The organism is Microcystis sp. M179S2, assembly GCF_020245805.1.
Lineage (GTDB): Bacteria > Cyanobacteriota > Cyanobacteriia > Cyanobacteriales > Microcystaceae > Microcystis > Microcystis aeruginosa.
Genome location: NZ_JADBUE010000160.1, coordinates 1 through 19,014, shown reverse-complemented (window position 1 = coordinate 19,014; position 19,014 = coordinate 1). Strand labels below are relative to the sequence as shown.

14 protein-coding genes are annotated in these 19,014 nt (G+C 43.0%); 11 read left to right on the top strand and 3 right to left on the bottom strand.

Annotated elements, in window-relative coordinates:
- Positions 1 to 2: 2 nt before the first annotated feature.
- On the top strand, positions 3 to 1,355 hold the full coding sequence (locus tag IM500_RS09570) for a 16S rRNA (cytosine(967)-C(5))-methyltransferase (protein WP_190721952.1): 1,353 nt from the start codon (positions 3 to 5) through the stop codon (positions 1,353 to 1,355).
- Positions 1,345 to 1,755 carry a tellurite resistance TerB family protein gene (locus tag IM500_RS09565; protein ID WP_052276002.1) on the top strand — a complete coding sequence of 137 codons (411 nt, stop codon included), beginning with the start codon at positions 1,345 to 1,347 and terminating at the stop codon, positions 1,753 to 1,755. The genes IM500_RS09570 and IM500_RS09565 overlap by 11 nt, the downstream gene beginning before the upstream one ends.
- A 68-nt stretch (positions 1,756 to 1,823) precedes the next feature.
- Here IM500_RS09565 and IM500_RS09560 read toward each other — a convergent pair whose 3' ends face one another.
- Together IM500_RS09560 and pruA are read right to left on the bottom strand one after the other, a co-directional pair.
- On the bottom strand, positions 1,824 to 3,458 hold the full coding sequence (locus tag IM500_RS09560) for an alpha-D-glucose phosphate-specific phosphoglucomutase (RefSeq protein ID WP_287732981.1): 1,635 nt from the start codon (positions 3,456 to 3,458) through the stop codon (positions 1,824 to 1,826).
- 444 nt (positions 3,459 to 3,902) lie between these two features.
- Complete coding sequence (pruA, locus tag IM500_RS09555; RefSeq protein WP_190721948.1) at positions 3,903 to 6,872, bottom strand: L-glutamate gamma-semialdehyde dehydrogenase; 2,970 nt, start codon at positions 6,870 to 6,872, stop codon at positions 3,903 to 3,905.
- Positions 6,873 to 7,358: 486 nt separating this feature from the next.
- Here pruA and IM500_RS09550 point away from each other — a divergent pair, with 486 nt between their 5' ends.
- Positions 7,359 to 8,543, top strand: coding sequence for an NAD(P)H-quinone oxidoreductase subunit H (locus tag IM500_RS09550; protein WP_002760089.1), 1,185 nt, complete (start codon positions 7,359 to 7,361; stop codon positions 8,541 to 8,543).
- Between the two features lie 279 nt (positions 8,544 to 8,822).
- On the opposite strand, the gene IM500_RS09545 is transcribed toward IM500_RS09550, so the two are convergent.
- On the bottom strand, positions 8,823 to 8,996 hold the full coding sequence (locus tag IM500_RS09545) for a hypothetical protein (RefSeq protein WP_190721946.1): 174 nt from the start codon (positions 8,994 to 8,996) through the stop codon (positions 8,823 to 8,825).
- Between the two features lie 123 nt (positions 8,997 to 9,119).
- On the opposite strand from IM500_RS09545, the gene IM500_RS09540 reads away from it, so the two are divergent.
- From IM500_RS09540 to IM500_RS09505, 8 genes are all read left to right on the top strand, one after another.
- A complete protein-coding gene (locus tag IM500_RS09540) occupies positions 9,120 to 10,490 on the top strand; it encodes a hypothetical protein (protein ID WP_287738191.1) in 1,371 nt (456 codons plus the stop codon).
- The gene (locus tag IM500_RS09535) at positions 10,472 to 11,443 is read left to right on the top strand and encodes an AAA family ATPase (protein WP_287738190.1); all 972 of its coding nucleotides are present in this window, start codon (positions 10,472 to 10,474) and stop codon (positions 11,441 to 11,443) included. The genes IM500_RS09540 and IM500_RS09535 overlap by 19 nt, the downstream gene beginning before the upstream one ends.
- Before the next feature lie 8 nt (positions 11,444 to 11,451).
- A complete protein-coding gene (locus IM500_RS09530; protein ID WP_287738189.1) occupies positions 11,452 to 14,172 on the top strand; it encodes an SUMF1/EgtB/PvdO family nonheme iron enzyme in 2,721 nt (906 codons plus the stop codon).
- A gap of 663 nt (positions 14,173 to 14,835) precedes the next feature.
- Positions 14,836 to 15,015, top strand: coding sequence for a hypothetical protein (locus IM500_RS09525; RefSeq protein WP_079209363.1), 180 nt, complete (start codon positions 14,836 to 14,838; stop codon positions 15,013 to 15,015).
- On the top strand, positions 14,969 to 15,412 hold the full coding sequence (locus IM500_RS09520; protein ID WP_046663377.1) for a DUF6036 family nucleotidyltransferase: 444 nt from the start codon (positions 14,969 to 14,971) through the stop codon (positions 15,410 to 15,412). The genes IM500_RS09525 and IM500_RS09520 overlap by 47 nt, the downstream gene beginning before the upstream one ends.
- Positions 15,413 to 15,741: 329 nt before the next feature.
- Positions 15,742 to 18,090: an HD family phosphohydrolase gene (locus tag IM500_RS09515; protein ID WP_190721939.1), complete on the top strand. Its 2,349-nt coding sequence runs from the start codon at positions 15,742 to 15,744 to the stop codon at positions 18,088 to 18,090.
- Entirely contained in the window at positions 18,087 to 18,554 is a 468-nt protein-coding gene (locus IM500_RS09510) for a DUF29 domain-containing protein (RefSeq protein ID WP_190721937.1), read from the top strand. Before IM500_RS09515 ends, IM500_RS09510 begins: the two co-directional genes overlap by 4 nt.
- A gap of 38 nt (positions 18,555 to 18,592) precedes the next feature.
- Positions 18,593 to 19,014 (top strand): Uma2 family endonuclease (locus IM500_RS09505; RefSeq protein ID WP_287738188.1); only part of this gene is annotated, 422 nt, incomplete at its 3' end.

Here is a 19,014-nt window from a genome sequence, read left to right as displayed (position 1 = left end):
GCATGAATAATGCTCGTCAGCTGGCTTTGCTGATTTTACGGGATATCGATCGCTCCTCCGCCTATCCCGATCGCGCTCTTGATCGCCATTTGTCCGCTAGTTCCTTAAATTGTCTTGACAAAGCCTTGACAACGGAGATTGTTTATGGTATAATACGCCGACAAAGAACCTTGGATGCGCTGCTCGATCGCCTGGGGAAAAAAACTGCGGCCCAGCAACCCCCGGATTTACGGCGAATTCTCCATATTGGTCTTTATCAACTGCGTTATCTATCCCAGATTCCCCCATCGGCGGCGGTGAATACGGCGGTAGAATTAACTAAAATCAGTCATTTAGGCAAATTAGCGGCGGTGGTTAACGGAATGCTGCGGCAATATCTCCGTTTAACTGCTAATGGCGACGATCCTTTACTTTTACCGGAAAATACCGCTTCTAGATTGGGTATTCTCCACAGTTTCCCCGATTGGTTGGTGCAATTGTGGTTAGATCGCTTTAGTGTTACGGAAACGGAACAACTGTGTCAATGGTTTAATCGCTCTCCTGACCTCGATATTCGGATTAATCCCCTGAAAACTAGCCTAGAAGCCCTAGAAAATGAGTTAGAATCAGCCAATATAACTTTTAATTATCTTAAGTTACCTCTAGCTTGCCGTTTAACCTCTGGTTTAGGCAATATTGAGCGTTTAGAGGGATTTCGAGCCGGAAATTACACCCTACAGGATATTAGCGCCCAATTAGTCACTTATCTACTCGATCCCCAGCCCGGAGAGACAATTATCGACGCTTGTGCAGCACCGGGGGGAAAAACCACTCATATTGCCGAATTAATGGGCGATCGAGGTAGAATATTAGCCTGTGATCAAACGGCATCCCGTTTACGACAGTTAGAAGCCAATATTAAAAGATTAGACTTAAAAGCGATCGAAATACATCTAGGGGATAGTCGCGATCGTCCCCAGTGGCACGGCATCGCCGATCGTGTACTAATCGATGCTCCCTGTTCAGGATTGGGAACCCTGCACAAGCGTCCTGATATACGTTGGCGACAAACACCCGAAAATTTACCTGTACTAGCCAAACGACAGGGGGAACTTTTAGCCTCGGCTGCCACTTGGGTAAAACCGAAGGGAATCTTAGTTTATGCCACCTGTACTCTCGATCCGTTAGAAAATGAAAGAGTGATCGAGCAGTTTTTAGCCGCTCATCCCGATTGGAAAATGGCCACTCCTGACTCTAATTCATGCTTCTCAGAATACTATACAGAAACGGGAGCGATCGAAGTGTTACCCCATCGGCATAATCAAGACGGTTTTTTTATGGCTAAGTTAGTCAAGGAAGTGTGGGATGAAAAATAAACAATTACTGAAAATTCTCATCGGTGTTGCTTGGATTGATGGTGTCATTCAACCATCAGAAAGAAATTATTTACGACAGGTAGCTGTGAGGGAAAAACTTGATGATGATCCGGAGATTAAACCACTATTATCGGAACTAAAACCAGTTAAAACCAGTGAATGTTATCGATGGTTAGAGTCCTATTTAGGCGACAATCCTAGTCCAGAAATCTATCAAGATCTACTAACATCGATTAGCACTTTAATCTATAGCGATGACGACGTGGACGTACAGGAAGCAAAATTATTAACCAAAGTGCAGAGTTTTGATCCGACTCATGATAGCCATCGATCGATGTTAGATAAATTAGTGACGGGAATTCAGAAATTGTACCACAAAGCAATTACTGAAAGTAATTAAGGAGTAGCTATCAGTGATGAGCAGGTCAAAAATTTCCCCGATAAAAACTGATAGCTGATCCCTAGATTTTAGGTAATAACTGTGGGTTGTTCCCGTCCGGTAGATTGACGAATTTGACCGATTTCTTCGGCTAAATCAATTAAGGGTTGTAGGGCCTTTTGGGTGTCGATATCGTGTTTACTTGCGTCCGGTTCATAACTTTCTAGATAAACCCGAAGAGTTGCTCCTTTAGTTCCCGTACCCGATAGACGATAAATAATCCGAGAACCATCGGTAAAACCAATGCGAATGCCTTGATTTTTACTCACACTACCATCCACGGGATCCGTATAGCTAAAATCATCGGCATATTCCACTTCATAGTTACCAAATTGTTTACCCTTAAGGTCTAAAACCAACTTCTGGAGACGTGCCATCATCTCTTTTGCCGGTTCTAAGGCGACTTCTTCATAATCATGACGAGAATAGAAATTACGACCAAATTCTTGCCAATGACTGCGAACAATTTCCTCTACAGATTCCCCTTTAACTGCCAAAATATTTAACCAGAAAAGAACCGCCCATAAACCATCTTTTTCGCGAATATGATTGGAACCCGTGCCGAAACTTTCCTCCCCGCAAAGGGTTGCTTTCCCCGCATCCAACAAATTACCGAAGAATTTCCAACCGGTGGGAGTTTCATAACAGTCAATTCCCAGTTTAGCCGCTACGCGATCGGCCGCCGCACTGGTGGGCATCGATCGCGCTACTCCCGTGATACCATTTTGATAGCCCGGTACTAGATGAGCGTTGGCTGTTAGTACCGCCAAACTATCACTGGGGGTAACAAAAAAATTCTGACCGAGGATCATATTGCGATCGCCATCTCCATCGGAAGCAGCCCCAAAATCCGGAGCCTCTTGACCGAAGAGAATTTCTACCAGATCATGGGCATAGACTAGGTTAGGATCGGGATGACCACCACCAAAATCCTCTAGGGGAATACCATTTAATACTGTACCTTTGGGCGCGCCTAAACGCTGTTCAAATATGGCATAAGCGTAGGGACCGGTTACCGCATGGAGAGAATCCATGCACATTTTAAACTTACCAGAAGTGAGTAGGGTCTGAATGCGATCGAAATCAAAAATCTTTTCCATCATTTTGACATAGGGAGTGACCGCATCGATCACTTCCACATCCATAGTTCCCAGTTTAAAGGAACTGGGGCGATCGAGATTAATATCGGCCCCTGAGAGGATTTTATAACTGCTAATCACCTTAGTCTCGGCATAAATTGCATCGGTGATATTTTCCGGGGCCGGTCCGCCGTTAGTAATATTGTACTTAATGCCAAAATCGCCCTCCGGACCGCCGGGGTTATGACTAGCGGAGAGAACAATACCGCCAAAAGCGTTATTTTCACGAATTAACCCAGAAATAGCGGGAGTGGAGACAATACCATCGGTTCCCACGAGTATTCTACCGATACCGTTAGCGGCGGCGATTTTCAGGATAGTTTGAATAGCTTGACGGTTATAATAACGACCATCTCCACCGACAACTAGGGTTTGACCCTCGATACCGTCTAAAGTATTGAAGATAGCTTGAATAAAATTTTCCAGATAATGGGGTTGTTGAAAAACGGGAACGGATTTTCGTAGTCCGGAAGTCCCCGGTTTTTGGTCACTAAAGGGTTTTGTGGCAACGGTTTCAATCGTCATAGTCTTTTCTTGATAGGCTGAGGCAATTGTCAACTTAAGTATATAGCAGTAGGTTGACAGCCAAGAAATCAGCTAGGAAAGACAACAGCTGGGGAGTCCCCTGTCATACTAAATCTTGTTTAAAAAGTCTAGGAGAGTGGGGAGACCACTTCGTGCGCGTTGCGGGGGGAGATAGGGGAGTGGGGAGATAGGGAAGTGGGGGGAAGGGAAAACAAATAAAAATAGTCTCCTGAATACTGACTCCTGACGACCGACTCCTGATACTAAATCCGTTGAGTAACGCACAGAAAACGGGTTTCTCGGAGAAACCCGTTTTCTACTCATGCAGAAGGCAAAACGGAGAATAAATAATCAGTTTTTAATAACTGGATTTAGTCTTAGCCGATAATTTAACCCGATTTGGGGGTATAAACCCCCAATAATCGCCAATTTTGGCTATATCGCTTAATCGGCCCCTTCAATCGGTGCAAATCCCTGACGTTGAATATTCTCGCTGATGTGACGAGGTTCGAGGAATTGCAGCAGATAATCGGGACCCCCTGCTTTGGAACCTACCCCCGACATCTTGAAACCCCCGAAGGGTTGACGGGAGACAATCGCGCCGGTGATTCCCCGGTTAATATAGAGGTTTCCTACTTCAAATTCCTGCGTAGCTCGGTTAATATGGGCAGGAGTGCGAGAATATAAGCCACCGGTTAAAGCATAGTCGGTTCCGTTAGCTACAGCTAAAGCTTCCTCGAAATTGCTCACTTTGATAATCGCCACCACTGGACCAAAAATTTCCTCCATCGCTATTACCGCATCAGGGGGAACATTTTTAAAGACGGTGGGACTGACGAAGTAACCCACTTCTGGAATTGGCATTTCTAGAGCCAATTCTGCCTCTTTTTTACCAGTTTCGATGTATTCCCGAATTCTTGCTTGAGCTTTCTCGTCGATAACCGGTCCTACTTCCGTACTCGGTAAATCCGTCGGCCCGATATTGAGGGACCCGGTAGCCTCGACAAAGCGATCAACAAAGCTATCATAGACGCTTTCCAGAACGATTATCCGCGAACAGGCCGAACATTTCTGGCCGGTGTAGCCAAAAGCGGACTTAACCGCACCGACAACGGCCTGATCTAAATCGGCACTCTCATCGACAATTAGGGCATTTTTGCCGCCCATTTCGGCGATAACTCGTTTTAGGTGTTTTTGACCCTTTTGCACGATAGAGGCATCTGTATAGATGCGACAGCCCACTTCTCGTGAACCGGTGAAGGCGATTAGGTGAACATCGGGATGGCTAACTAAATGCGCCCCCACTTGCGAACCTTTACCCGGGATATATTGGAAGACTCCGGCAGGAATACCCGCTTCTAGGAGAATCTCGGCAAATTTCGCCGTAATTACCGAGGAAGTCTCGGCAGGTTTCAATAGCGTGCAGTTACCTGCTACTAAAGCTGCTACTGTCATCCCCACCGCAATGGCTAGGGGGAAATTCCAGGGAGAAATCACTAAAGCAATACCCCGGGGTTGGTAGGAATAACGATTATTTTCGCCTGCTACGTCGAAATTATGCCCTAAATCCAGTCTTTCCATCTCGGAGGCGTAATAACGGCAAAAATCGATCGCTTCTGACACTTCCGGATCCGCCTGTTGGATAACTTTGCCCACTTCCAAACAAATCCAGGCCGATAACTCGTGTCGTCGCGCTTCCATCAAATCCGCCGCTTTTCGCAGTATTTCGGCTCTTTTAGCCACTGGGGTGCGTTTCCAAGCGGGAAAAGCCTGTTTCGCCGCTATGATCGCTTTTTCTGCCTGTTCCACCTCAATTAAGCCTACTTTCCCCACTATTTCCTGCGGGTTACAGGGATTAACGGAATTAATTTGAACATTGGTGGTGACGTATTCGCCGTTAATTAGGGGTAAATAGGTCTTACCGAGGGAATTTTTGACAAAAGTAAGGGCTTGACTCGCTTTATTTCGTAATTGCTCGTTGGCATAATCTGTATCGGCGGCATTAGGAAAACCGGGGATAATCGGGTTATCCTGGCCTAAAACCCGGGGGGCTGCGATTAAATCTTCCACGGGACGATCCTCCAAATTTTGCCGTAGGAAGGAACTATTAGCGGTATTTTCTAATAAACGGCGGATTAGGTAGGCCATACCGGGTAAGAGTTGTCCGTAGGGGGAATAAACCCGCACCCGATGACCCCGCTTCACTAAGGCTTTGGCTAATTGGTCGCCCATGCCGTACAATACCTGCATTTCAAAGCGACGACGGGGAATTTCTAAACTTTCTGCGATCGCACAGGCCAAGGCTTGCGATCGCACGTTATGACTACCGATGGCGGCGTATAAATATTGATGATTTTCCAATAATAACCGCGTCATCCGCTCATAATTGGCATCTGTGGCCGATTTTTCGTTATATACCGGCTGTGGCCAGTGATTTTGCCGAGATTTAATCGTTTCCTGATCCCAGTAAGCGCCTTTGACTAGCCGGACAGTAACGGGATAACCGCGCTTTTTGGCCCAATTAATTAAATCTTGTAAATCTTGGGCAGAATCTCTTAAATATGCCTGTAGGGTGATGCCAATATCGGTACGACTGCGAAATTCTTCTTCTAGGAGTAATTCTTTCAGGATAGCCAGGGTGAGGTTTTTATAAACGTACTGTTCCATATCAAAATGGACTGCCACCCCTAACTCCTGAGCGCGTCGCAACAGTAGGCGAATGCGATCGCAAACTTTTTCCTTACTACCAATCGGATCCATGGGATCAAACTGAGAATAAAAGGCAGTTAGCTTGACAGAAACCTGCACTTGTGGTAATAAGTCGCCGTCCGCTTCATCAATTTGGCTAACTTTATTCCATTTGCTCGCTTCTTGAGCCAAATGGGTCATTAAATCGAGATAACTTTGTAGATAAACTTGGGTTTCCGCTTCAGTAATTACCGCTTCACCGAGGAGATCTATGGTAAAAGCCATTTTTTCCTTCCGCAGACGGGTGACAGTGCGAGTAATTTGCTCTAGGTCTTCCCCGGCGATATACTTACGAGCTAAGGTTTCTACGGATTTACTGATCAGACTGGCGGCCGTTTGAGCCGGTAGGGAGTTAGGATCACTAAAGTTGAGGATACTTTTCAGCGCACTGGGCAGTTCTACGGAAGCATCACCGAGGTATTGTTGGAGATGATTAGCGATCTCGGCATTACTGCGTAAAGCGGGTAAACAGTCAATAAAACGGAATAATTGTACTCGTAAATTGGGGTTAGACATTGCCCAATCGAGTAATTTATCATCCCAACGCATTTGATCCTGTAAAGCAGACCAAAGACCTTTTTTTTCCCGAGTTTCGGCTAAAAGTTGTCTAGCGATCTCTTGGGTTTTGGTTTCGTAGTTTTGAGTTGAGTCGATTTGGATAACCACGGTGATTCAAGTAAAAAAATTATCAACGGGATTCAGCTTTCAGCAAGCTACCGTCAGCCTTCAGCCTAAAATTCAGTTTTTGAGCTTTTTCAGCTGATTGCCGCTCTTAATGGCTCTTTTCTCTGGTTTATATTCTTACCGAAGGACTAATCAAAGCTAATAGCTGATCGCTTTTGCTGAACACTCTATTGTACTCGATCAAGCGGGGAAGTGGGGGTGTGGGGTGTGGGGAAGTGGGGAGGTGGGGTAGTGGGGTAGTGGGGTAGTGGGGTAGTGGGGTAGTGGGGTAGTGGGGTAGTGGGGTAGTGGGGAAATGGGGAGAATAAATAAAAATAATCTCCTAAATCCTGACTACTGACTACTGATCACTGATTACTGATTACTGATCACTGATTACTGATCACTGATACCCGATAGTCCTTGTGTATTGTCAAGGCGTTTACTTATAATGACTTTAAAAAGATTTTCGGGATCATCGGTAGCCCTATGGCAAAAATTGAAACGAGAACAGAACCCATGGTTTTAAACATGGGACCCCATCACCCTTCGATGCACGGTGTTTTGCGCTTAATCGTCACCCTTGACGGGGAAGACGTGATTGACTGTGAACCCGTAATCGGTTATCTTCATCGGGGCATGGAAAAAATTGCCGAAAATCGCACTAATGTCATGTACGTTCCCTACGTTAGTCGTTGGGATTACGCCGCAGGGATGTTTAATGAGGCGATTACGGTCAATGCTCCCGAAAAATTAGCCGATATCGCCGTTCCCAAACGAGCGCAATATATCCGGGTGATTATGTTGGAACTCAACCGCATCGCTAACCATTTACTCTGGTTAGGCCCCTTTATGGCGGATGTAGGCGCACAAACTCCCTTTTTCTACATTTTCCGGGAACGGGAGATGATTTATGACCTCTGGGAAGCTGCCACGGGAATGCGGTTAATTAATAATAATTATTTCCGTATTGGTGGCGTGGCGGTAGATTTACCCTACGGATGGGTGGATAAGTGCGTGGATTTCTGTGACTATTTTGACCCCAAAGTGGACGAATACGAGAAATTAATCACTAATAACCCGATTTTCCGCCGTCGTATTGAAGGGATAGGCTGCATTACCAGAGATGAAGCGATTAACTGGGGTTTATCCGGTCCGATGTTGCGCGCTTCTGGGGTGAAATGGGATTTAAGAAAAGTTGACCATTACGAGTGTTACGACGATTTTGACTGGGAAGTGCATTGGGAAACTGCCGGCGATTGTTTTGCTCGTTATCTGGTGCGGATTCGGGAAATGCGCGAATCGGTGAAAATTATCCGGCAAGCACTGAAAGGTTTACCCGGTGGTCCCTACGAAAATCTGGAAGCAAAACGGATGGCAGAAGGGAAAAAATCAGCTTGGAATGATTTTGACTATCAGTATATCGCCAAAAAAGTCGCCCCCACTTTTAAGATTCCTAAAGGTGAACATTATGTGCGCTTGGAAAGTGGTAAAGGGGAATTAGGTATCTTTATCGTCGGTAATGATGATGTTTTCCCTTGGCGTTGGAAAATTCGGGCCGCCGATTTTAATAATCTTCAAATTCTGCCTCATATCCTCAAAGGGGTAAAAGTTGCCGATATTATGGCGATTTTAGGCAGTATTGATATTATTATGGGGTCAGTCGATCGCTAAATCTCTTTCAGGGTGGGTTATCTTATTAACTCACCCTCGTTTTGGTCCAGTCTTATAAAAAAAGCTGTTCGTAATTTAAATTGCCTGTTGAGATGAGGCAAGAGGCAACCCCCCCAACCCTACCCGACATCGGGGGGCAAGGGGGGAGGAGATTCGGCTAATCTAAGAATAAGCGATTTAAATACGTCTTAAGTAGGGAGGCAAAATTATTTGTAGGATGGGTTAGCGGTAGCGTAACCCATGCAGGCGTTGGGTTTCATGCTTCAACCCAACCTACGTTCATCTGATATTTAATTCCACCTGAACCTCAGGGATAGGGGGAATCTCGCTTTGGGGAATCTTTAACTCTCCCACCTGAACACCCAAACTAGCCAAGGCAGTTAAAGTGGTGATGATGCGGCAAATCACGTCAATGTCCGCTTTATGTTTTTGCCAGAAATTTTCCTTTTTCATATTTACTCCTGTCCCCCTATAGCTTGTTTTTTGAGGACAAGTTGATTAAAATGCTTTCAGCAAATGCTGGCAAAAGGGGATCAAAAAGTGGATCAGATGGTAGGTTGACGTTTGACGAGATTTATGTTAGGGTCTGGCGAAATCAGATTATCGGATGAAGATGTGGAAACCCTTCGTAAGGCTAAAGATGCTTATAAGGGAAACTATTCTTGTGCTTCGGAGCAAATATTAATAGAAGCAAGTCGATGGTTACTTGAGGCATTTCTCGAAGAATACCGTAGTCAAACAAAAACTTCCAGTTATACCATTCCATTGAATGTCTTGAAAGCTTGGATGACATCATCGCCACAATCTGGAGCAACTAAAGAGGTTTTAAAACCAAAGGGTAAGAAATTGTACTTACAAAATAAATCTAAGTTTCAAGGATTTGAAAATGAGAAGAAAAGAGCGTACATTAATCAAAATAAAATAAATACAACCAGAATTGAAGATATTAATGATAATTCAATTCATTTAACCTTTTATGAGGATATAAACCATTTATTAAATGAGTCTATTTTAAAGGTAATTGGCATATCTGGAGATAGTTTGCGGTTTTGTACTGAAAAAAAATATGGACTAGGAAAAAAAGGGCAAAGAACCTCTAAACAGTCTTATATTGTTCAAGCTTATTGCGAAGTATTAGGCCTAGATTTTGAAAGCTTAGAATGTTGTCAACTTCATCATCAAAACCCAAAAGATCAACGAACAAATAATGAAAAGATTTATCGTGTTTTGACAAAATTTAATTATACTAATCTAGTAAATTTTACCCGTTCAATAGCCGCTAAAACTTTACGAGAAGGCACTATTTATATTCCGCCTTGTCCTCATCAATATCGTGTTTTGTGTTTGCGTCGTTTAGAAAAAGAAATCTTGATCACTAATAATTTGCCCGTTAAACCTATTGTTTTTAAATTTCAAGGAGATGGTCAAGAAGAATGGGATAGCTATAGTCTTCATGAACATTTTTTCAATAATTCTGGAGGAATTAAAAATTTAAAAGCTAATAATTTTTGTTTGATTTTTGAAGGAATTGATTGTGCAGACTTTTCCCGTTTAAAGGACATTGATTCATTTTGGCAAAACTTAACCAAAAAAGCTAGTAAAATACAAAATAGTCCCATTCCAGGCTTTTTGTTAATGATTTGGTTAGATTATGGAGAAGGGAATGATTGGAGAGATAAGGACAAATTATCAGAATTTCCTATTCACCGCTTACAGATTGACTCTTGCTTTGAACAACGGTCTTTTCAGGAAATTATTCCTACTTTTGCTCAACAACTTCAGTTAGGTTGTGACTTACAGGATGAAACCACAGACTTATTTAAATCTACCTTGCAGGAATTATGGCAAAATAGCAATCAAGGCAAGATAGAAGACACACTGAAAGCTTTTTATCAACAATTTCAAGGACAATTATCGAGGGAAAATAGATGGCTAAACTATCCTTAACTTACAGGGGAGAAATTCAACCTAAATCGGGACTTTATTATGAACCGATTCAACAAAAAATTTATCCCTATGACGCAGGTGATGAGTTAATAGAAGTTGTTAACTTGGCTATTGAATTGGGAATGCCTTTGTTACTAGAAGGTGAACCGGGATGTGGCAAAAGTCGTCTAGCTCATGCCTTAGTTTATGAATTTAATTATCGTCAGGAAAGTAATCCTATAAAATATTATGAGTGGATAGTTCAATCTACAAGTAAAGCAGAAGATAGTCTCTATCAATATGATTATATTGGCCGTTTACAGGCTGCTCAAATTAGCGGAATTTTAAGCCAAAAAGAAATAGAAGAATCTTCTTCTGAGCAAAAAAATCCAGCTACTTCAAAGGATTGGGTTGATTTACAACCCTTGGGTAAAGCATTTAAACAAAGTCAAGATAAGCAAGAACAATCGGTAGTATTAATTGATGAAATAGATAAAGCAGATCGAGATTTTCCTAATGATTTACTTTTAGCCATTGAATCTCGTCGTTTTTTCATTAAAGAAACAGGAGAATTAATTCAAGCAAATGATCAAGCTTTTCCTCTGATTATAATTACCAGTAATCAAGAAAAAAACTTACCCAATGCTTTTCTGAGACGTTGCATTTATCACTATATTGAGCTACCCAACCAAGAAAGATTAAGAAAAATATTAACCGAACGGTTTACCGACGCTGAACAAGAGGTTATCATCAAAGCAGTGGACCGTTTTCAGGAAGTGAGAACATCACAAGACGAGACTAAATCTGAAGGAGAAAAAAAAGTTAGCACCAGTGAATTAATAGCCTGGTTTAAATCGTTACTCAAGTACAAAACTGAAGAAATTATCGCCAAATTAAACGAGGACAAATTACCCCACGCTAGTGTTTTACTAAAAAGCCGTACCGATTTACAAGATTATGGAACAAGAGGTTAAAAAAGCCAATGACATCCCCCCTACTTGACCTATTTTATCAACTCAGAGACGAAGAAGGATTTCTGCTGTCTATTGAACAATATTATCGGGTGGAAAATTACCTAATTCAAAAACTCGCCAATGATTCTGATATTGCTATTCAAGAAAATCCCAACTTAGACAATCCTAAAATTAAACTTCTTTGTCAAGCTTTATGGGTTAAATCCCCGAAAGAAAAAGAAAAGTTTGATCAGGCCTGGACAGAGATGCTACAATTCCAACCAGAAATAAATATAGAAATAGCCCAAAAAATACCTATTCGCCATCCAGAAGAATCGATTAGCAAAATCATAAACCCGATGGATGATACGGAATCTCCCTCATTAGAAATTACCCCTTCTGGGGATACAAAAATAGCACCGGAGACTTCATTTCCACAAATTGCCACAGCTATTGAAAAGCGAAAAAAAATCACATCCCTAGATAATCCTGATTATTATCCTATTGGCATCGCTAAGTTACAAGAAAGTTGGCAGCAACTGCGTCCATTACCCCTAGAAAGTCCTCGACAAACTTGGGATCTAAAAGCCACGGTGATGGCAACGGCTAAACGAGGTTTTTTTGATCAAATAATTTACCAAAAGAAACAACTTTATCGCCGAGAAATTATAATTTTTATTGATTGTTCTGACTCGATGATTCCCTTTGCAGGATTTGGTAGGATAATGAAGCAAACTTGGGCAAATGTTCCCCATTTTTACTTTGATAATCTGATTAGAGACGAGGTTTTACAACAAGAAAACGGTTGGGAAAGTCAATCTTTAACCAAAGTTCTCTCTAACTATTCTCCGGAAGTAACCAGTTGTCTAATTCTTAGTGATGCGGGTGCCGCTAGAAAACGTTATGTAGAAGAGCGCTTGAGCGCAACAGAAACCCTTATCCGACGATTTAGCCGAAGATTTAGCCGAGTCGCATGGTTAAACCCCTTACCCTATCATCGATGGTATGGGACAACTGCCTGGGATATTGCTGATTTAGCTGAAGATATACCCAATTTTTCCATGTTTGAACTAACCACAGAGGATTGGGAAAACTTGATAACATGGCTAAAAGAAGAAGCTATCCCACCCCGTCATTTTCCATTTAATCCTAATCAGTTTCAACAAGGGGATAATTGGGATGAGGATGAAGATTTTTTTAGCGCAAAAAGCCGTTTAAGATTATTTGAAGAAGAAAACGAACCAAACACCAGAGAACTAGCGAAAAGAGCGGCATTTCCCCTTAGTTTATCCCCTAATTTACTTTATTATCTGCGTCAACATCAAGATAAAAATAATCAAGCTCCCTGGTATGCGATCGCTGATATTTTACTGTCCAGTTTAGTCCGCAAAATAGATCGAGAACTTTATGAAATGTCTCCCGATGTTCGTAAACTACTATTAGAAAAATTAACCCCAGAGGAACTCAAATCTCTGGCCCATCAGTTACAAACCTATATTCAGGAACAAATCGGTGATTATTGCTCAAAATCGGTTTATTGGCAAAATCAACAATGGTTAGCTCTTGCCTACCTAAAACCTAGTCAAGCGGTCAATGAAATCAGACAGGTACTAGCAGAAGCTATCAAAAATAATAACCGAGTGCGTCTTGTGAGATTGACAGCTTTATTAGAAAATATATCGGCTGCTTTAGCCGATTATGAACCCTTATTATTGCTTAATAAAACGATTGCCGCCTATTCTAGAGGGGATTTAAACCACGTTGGCAATGTCCTTCAACTTTCCCCAGAAGACGAAGGAACCCGACAAAAACGTTTAATAGACGAAGTAGCCGCTATTGTTCCCTACAATGAAAACCTTTTTACCGCAGAAACGGTATTGGTTAATAAAACAGGCCAAGTTATCGAGAGAAAACCTGTTAAAGCCTATTTTTACGATGAAAACCTTGCGGAAGTTCGCAAATGGAAAAAAGCTCAAAACTATATCCGCATGATGTATATTCCCCAAGGAGAATTCTGGATGGGAACGGAAGATGAGGAAATCGAAAGACTGGTTAAAAAATTTGGTTGGGACGGATTTAGAAGTGAAAGACCACAACACCTGGTCAAAGTCCCCGCTTTCTACATGAGTCAAACCCCGATTACCCAAGCTCAGTGGCAAGCTATCGCCGCAACCGCTAAAATAGACATCTACCTAGAGACAAACCCCTCTCGCTTCAAAGGGGATGAGCTACCCGTAGAAAGCGTCAACTGGTATCAAGCAACGGAATTCTGTAAACGACTATCAAGGGAAACAAAACGGGAGTATCGGCTACCGAGTGAGGCAGAATGGGAGTACGCCTGTAGAGCCGGGACAAAAACACCCTTTCATTTTGGGGAAACGATAACGGCAGATTTAGCTAACTATCGAGCTACTGAAACTTATGCCGATGAATTTACAGGAAAATATCGACGTAAAACAACCCCAGTGGGCTATTTTCAGGTAGCTAACGCCTTTGGGTTGTACGATATGCACGGCAATGTCTGGGAATGGTGCGCCGATACTTGGCACGATAATTATCATGTTGCGCCGACGGATGGCAGTGCTTGGACAAAAAATGGGAATGATAATTATTCTCCATTGCGGGGCGGTTCTTGGTGCGACGGTCCGGATGCCTGCCGTTCCGCTGTCCGCTACAGCTTCTACCGCCGCGCCTCCTACGACGGCAGCCTCGGTTTTCGGGTGGTGTGCGGTGCTGGGAGGACCCTGTAACCCTTTTTCTCTTTTTTTTTCCCTTTTTTTTCCCTTATTCCCTTTTCTGGAATTTTTTGGGGCAAGCTATAGTACAAGTGTATTAGTTTAGGAGTTATACTAAATCTGGTTATTAGGTGTCGATCCCCCCTGCCCCCCTTGATAAGGGGGGTGTCGATCCCCCCTGCCCCCCTTGATAAGGGGGGTGTCCATGAGTAGAAAACGGGTTTCTCCGAGAAACCCGTTTTCTGTGCTGAAAAAGTACGGGCGAAGCATTCGGATAGAAAATCTACGGTTTCAGCAATAGGTTATTGCCCGAATGCTTCGCCCCTACAGGATGCGGGCCGATGAAGACGCAGGGATAGGTTATACTAAATCCGGTTATTAAAGACTGATTATTTATTCCCCTTTTTGCCTTTTGCCTCTTGCATGAGTGCCTGTCTTCATAAGTAGCCTATACTCAAAGGATTTGTGCGAAACGTTTAGGCATGAAATAAGGTTGAAATACCTGAAATAACCGCCTAGTAAGGTCTTCAGTCCCCTGACTGAATCTAATAGGTCAACCCTGACCAACCTAGCTGGGTTATAATTAAATTAAAAATGGATTTTAAGTTCGATCCCCCCTGCCCCCCTTGATAAGGGGGGTGTCTGATAGTTTTTAACGCCTACCTACTTAATCTCTCTATGAAAATCACTCATCAAAAAGTTAACTTAAAAGCTCCCAAAACGGAGACAGCCTATTGGCGTAGTCAATCGTACCAAACGAGACTATCGGCCTTAGAAGAAATTCGTCAAGAATATCATCAATATAAATATAATGCTGAACCAAGACTTCAAAGAGTTTATACAATTGTTAAACGATAATCAAGTGCGTTATCTCGTCTTAGGCGGCTATGCCGTTGCCTTACATGGCTATCCTCGTTATACTAAAGATATTGATATTTGGATAGAAATGAGTTCGTTAAATGCCTATAATCTAATCAAAGCCTTAGAAGGGTTCGGTTTTGGTTCTTTAGGATTAACAATTGATGACTTTTTAACGCCAGATCAAGTGATACAATTAGGTTATCCTCCTAACCGTATTGATTTAATTACAACCCCCGATGGGGTAGAGTTCCAAACTTGTTACTTATCCAGAATTGAGGTTAAAATTGACGATATTATTGTTAACTTTATTGACTTAGAAAATCTTAAAAAAAACAAAAAAGCATCAGGTAGATTACAAGATTTAGCCGATTTAGAAAATCTAGAAATAGATTAGAGCTATTGATAATTTACCTCGTACCTCGTTGCAAGGGTCTCCCTTGCAACGCATTTCTAGAGGTTCTACCTCTTGCTTAACCCATCAGGAAACGGAGAAAGACCCTCCCTTGTGTAGTTCCAAACCCTTGCCTTTTGCCTCTCTCTTCCCCGACCGGCGACCGACTCCTAACCCCACCAACAAACTTTTTCAGCAGCCCCTAGATACCTTTCGAGAAAAAATTTTTTTGCACAGGGAGTCCTTAAAATAGAAGAGGGAACCCAAAACCGAGCTGCCGGTATTTTTTCTCTGGGCATGGTCGCGCAGTTTATAGAATTTAGCTGGAATTTATGAATCATTTTCTGCATTCTTTCACTGTTTTTCCTGATTCTGCCCGAAAATCTCGCTCTTACTCCCTGGGTAAACTGCGACGACCCTTAATCTTCCTGTTTACCGTCGGTTGTCTGACTAGCGTGGTCGGTTATCGTTTCTATAATCAGCCGAAATTGGCCGTCGGGACTATTTCCCCCGTCACGATTATCGCCCCCGAAGATGCCCGTTTTCAAGACCAAGAAACCACCGCCCTCAAACGCCAAAAAATTCGGGCTGGACTGCTTCCCAGGCTGAAAAGAGACCCCCAAACCACCGCCCAGATCGAGCGATCGCTGCGAGACACTTTAGGGCAATTAAGTCAAATTAGCCCAATTTTGCGAAGAAATTCCATTTTAATGGGCAGAAATATTTCTAACGCCACAATGGAAATGCTGCTCACCTTTTCTGCCGCTCAATGGTCAACTCTACAGAGCCGCCTCAACTATGAAGAATCTTTTACGAAACTCTTGACAAAAGAGCAGGAATATGCTGTTAGCGAAATCCAAGCCTATCGTCAGCGCGTGGCCAAGGGGAACTTTGAGCAATTTATCGATCGATTAGGGCAATTACGGCAAATAAAGGAGCAAACCAGCCAAAATTATCGGCATTCCAGCTTAAATAAACTCAAATACGCCGATCTGATCACAGCGGCCCAAATGGGCGATCGAGAGTGGCAAAACCTAGAAAAAGCCGTCCTGCAAGCGGGTCGCCGGATTTTGGTGCAAGGCATTCCCCCGGGGATTTCCACCAGTCACCTACAGGATACCATCGCCGTGCAGATTAGCAGCGATCGCCTAACCAGTCGCCAGCAGTCTTTAGCCGAAAATATCCTTCTGGCAGCCCTAGAGGGACAAACGAACCTGATAGAAGATCGGGAGGCAACCAAAGAACAAGCCGCTAAAGCGGTGGAAGCGGTAGATATGGTCATGTCTAGCGCTCAAACCGGTCAAATTATCGTTAAAGCAGGCGAAAAAATTACTCAAGCTCAGTTTGTTCTCATCGATGGTTTTGGTTTAAGCGAACGGGGCATTAACTGGATGGGTTTAGGGTCAACGGCAATCCTTGTCACCAGTGCGATCGGGACTTTTTGCCTCGTTGCCCAGCGTCTCCATCGGCCTCTGCGTCACCGGGATTTTCTTCTCTTGGGTTTACTAAGTTTTACCACACCGATCCTAGCGATCGCCAATATTCCCTTTACCAATCTGGCAGCCGTGGGTTTATTAGTCAGCAGTTTCTACGGCCCGACTCTGGCCGTCACCCAGGTCCTCTTAACTGCCGGTCTTTCCCTATTCAGCAGCCAAGGTATCAGCGCCGATTTAATCGCCGGGACGATAGGGGGACTATTAGCGGCGATGATAGCGGCAAAATTGCGTTCCAGGGATGAATTATCGCTGCTAGGGATGGGAATCGGAGTCAGCCAAGGGGGTGTTTATCTGCTCACTTACCTAATCGTTAGCGCCACGGCCAGCACAATCATCTATACTCTACTACCCACGGCCCTCGTCTATGGTCTATCGGGAATAGCTTGGACGGTAATCGCCCTAGGATTATCCCCCTATTTGGAACGCTGTTTCGATGTGGTCACTCCCATTCGTCTGGTGGAGTTGTCCAATCCTAATTGTAGTTTGCTCAAACGTTTGGCCACGGAAGCGCCGGGGACTTTTCAACATACCCTTTTTGTCGCCTGTTTAGCTGAAGCGGCCGCCCGAAAACTGCACTGTAATGTGGAATTAATTCGCACGGGAACCCTCTATCACGATATCGGGAAAATGCACGATCCTCTCGGTTTTATTGAAAATCAAATGGGTGGCCCGAATAAACACGATGAAATTAACGATCCCTACGTCAGCGCCGAGATTATTAAAAAGCACGTTAGCGAAGGGTTAGTCATGGCCCGCAGACACGGTTTACCGCGAGTGGTCCGCGATTTTATTCCCGAACACCAAGGCAATCTCTTAATTTCCTATTTTTATCAGCAAGCTTTGCAAAAATCCGCCCAAAATGGTCAAGAATTCGTCGATGAGGCGGCTTTTCGCTACGATGGTCCGATTCCCCAATCGCGAGAAACGGCGATCGTTATGTTGGCCGATAGTAGCGAGGCCGCTTTGCGATCGCTGAAGGAGGCCTCCCCAGAACAAGCCATGGATATGATCAAAAAGATTTTTCAGGCCCGATGGCGCGATCAACAATTAGTAGATAGTGGTATTCGTCAGGAGGAATTACCAATTATTGCCGAGGTTTTTGTGCAAGTTTGGCAACAATTCCACCATCAACGCATTGCCTACCCGAAAGCAGTTTTAGAAGTCTCCTCAGCCAAAAAAATATGAAAAAAGATACTTGGCTAAATCAGTTACAATTTCTCTACGAACAAGATGAACATCTCTGGTTGACTGAAACAATTAAACTTCTCAAGGAAAATCGTCTAGCTGAGTTGGATATTCAACATTTAATCGAGGAGTTGGAGGCTTTGAGCAAACGGGATAAAAATCGAGTTGAGAGTTTTTTAAGACAGATAATTATTCATCTTTTGTTGTGGCAATATTGGCTGGAAGAATTTGAATTACATCATCGGCATTGGCAAGGAGAAATAGCTACTTTTAGAGTTCAGCTAAATGGATATTTAAGTACAAATTTAGAAAAATATCTCCTAGATAACCAAGAAAAAATCTATCAAGATGCCGTTTTTATTGTTGGGCAAAAAACTGAAATATCTCCTCACAATTTTCCTCTAAATTGTCCCTATTCCCTTGAACAAATGCTTGATAGGCATTGGTTGCCAGAGCGAAATTAGTTAAATCCCACAGCTAAAAATCAAGGATAATTACCAAAATGCTACTAATTACTCTCAACGAAAATACTTTATCTTTATCTCCGGGCAGTCAAGTTATTTTTCCCCATCAGACTTGGGAAGATTACGAAAGATTACTGAGTTTACGTCTCCAAAAAACCTATCCCAAACTCTATTTTAATCGCAAAACTCAAGAAATTCGGCTTATGTCTCCTTTACCAAGTCATGGCAAACGTATCAATCTTTTAAGTGATTTAGTAAAAATTATCCTTCGTCGTCAAGGTAAAGACTGGGAATGTTTTGATCCGATTACCTTGAAAATGCCGGGAGAAGCAGGAGTAGAACCAGATACTTGTTTTTATATTGATAATAGACAGGCAATTTTAGGCAAAGAGAGAATTGATTTAACTGTTGATCCTCCTCCCGATTTAGCTATAGAAGTGGACTTTACTTCTCTGACTGA

Coding starts and splice junctions, on each gene's coding strand:
- IM500_RS09515 (WP_190721939.1), top strand. CDS start 15,742: ATGAATCATTTTCTGCATTCTTTCACTGTTTTTCCTGATTCTGCCCGA.
- IM500_RS09560 (WP_287732981.1), bottom strand. CDS start 3,458: ATGACGATTGAAACCGTTGCCACAAAACCCTTTAGTGACCAAAAACCG.
- IM500_RS09525 (WP_079209363.1), top strand. CDS start 14,836: ATGAAAATCACTCATCAAAAAGTTAACTTAAAAGCTCCCAAAACGGAG.
- IM500_RS09545 (WP_190721946.1), bottom strand. CDS start 8,996: ATGAAAAAGGAAAATTTCTGGCAAAAACATAAAGCGGACATTGACGTG.
- IM500_RS09550 (WP_002760089.1), top strand. CDS start 7,359: ATGGCAAAAATTGAAACGAGAACAGAACCCATGGTTTTAAACATGGGA.
- IM500_RS09530 (WP_287738189.1), top strand. CDS start 11,452: ATGACATCCCCCCTACTTGACCTATTTTATCAACTCAGAGACGAAGAA.
- IM500_RS09535 (WP_287738190.1), top strand. CDS start 10,472: ATGGCTAAACTATCCTTAACTTACAGGGGAGAAATTCAACCTAAATCG.
- IM500_RS09565 (WP_052276002.1), top strand. CDS start 1,345: ATGAAAAATAAACAATTACTGAAAATTCTCATCGGTGTTGCTTGGATT.
- IM500_RS09540 (WP_287738191.1), top strand. CDS start 9,120: ATGTTAGGGTCTGGCGAAATCAGATTATCGGATGAAGATGTGGAAACC.
- IM500_RS09510 (WP_190721937.1), top strand. CDS start 18,087: ATGAAAAAAGATACTTGGCTAAATCAGTTACAATTTCTCTACGAACAA.
- IM500_RS09520 (WP_046663377.1), top strand. CDS start 14,969: ATGCTGAACCAAGACTTCAAAGAGTTTATACAATTGTTAAACGATAAT.
- IM500_RS09570 (WP_190721952.1), top strand. CDS start 3: ATGAATAATGCTCGTCAGCTGGCTTTGCTGATTTTACGGGATATCGAT.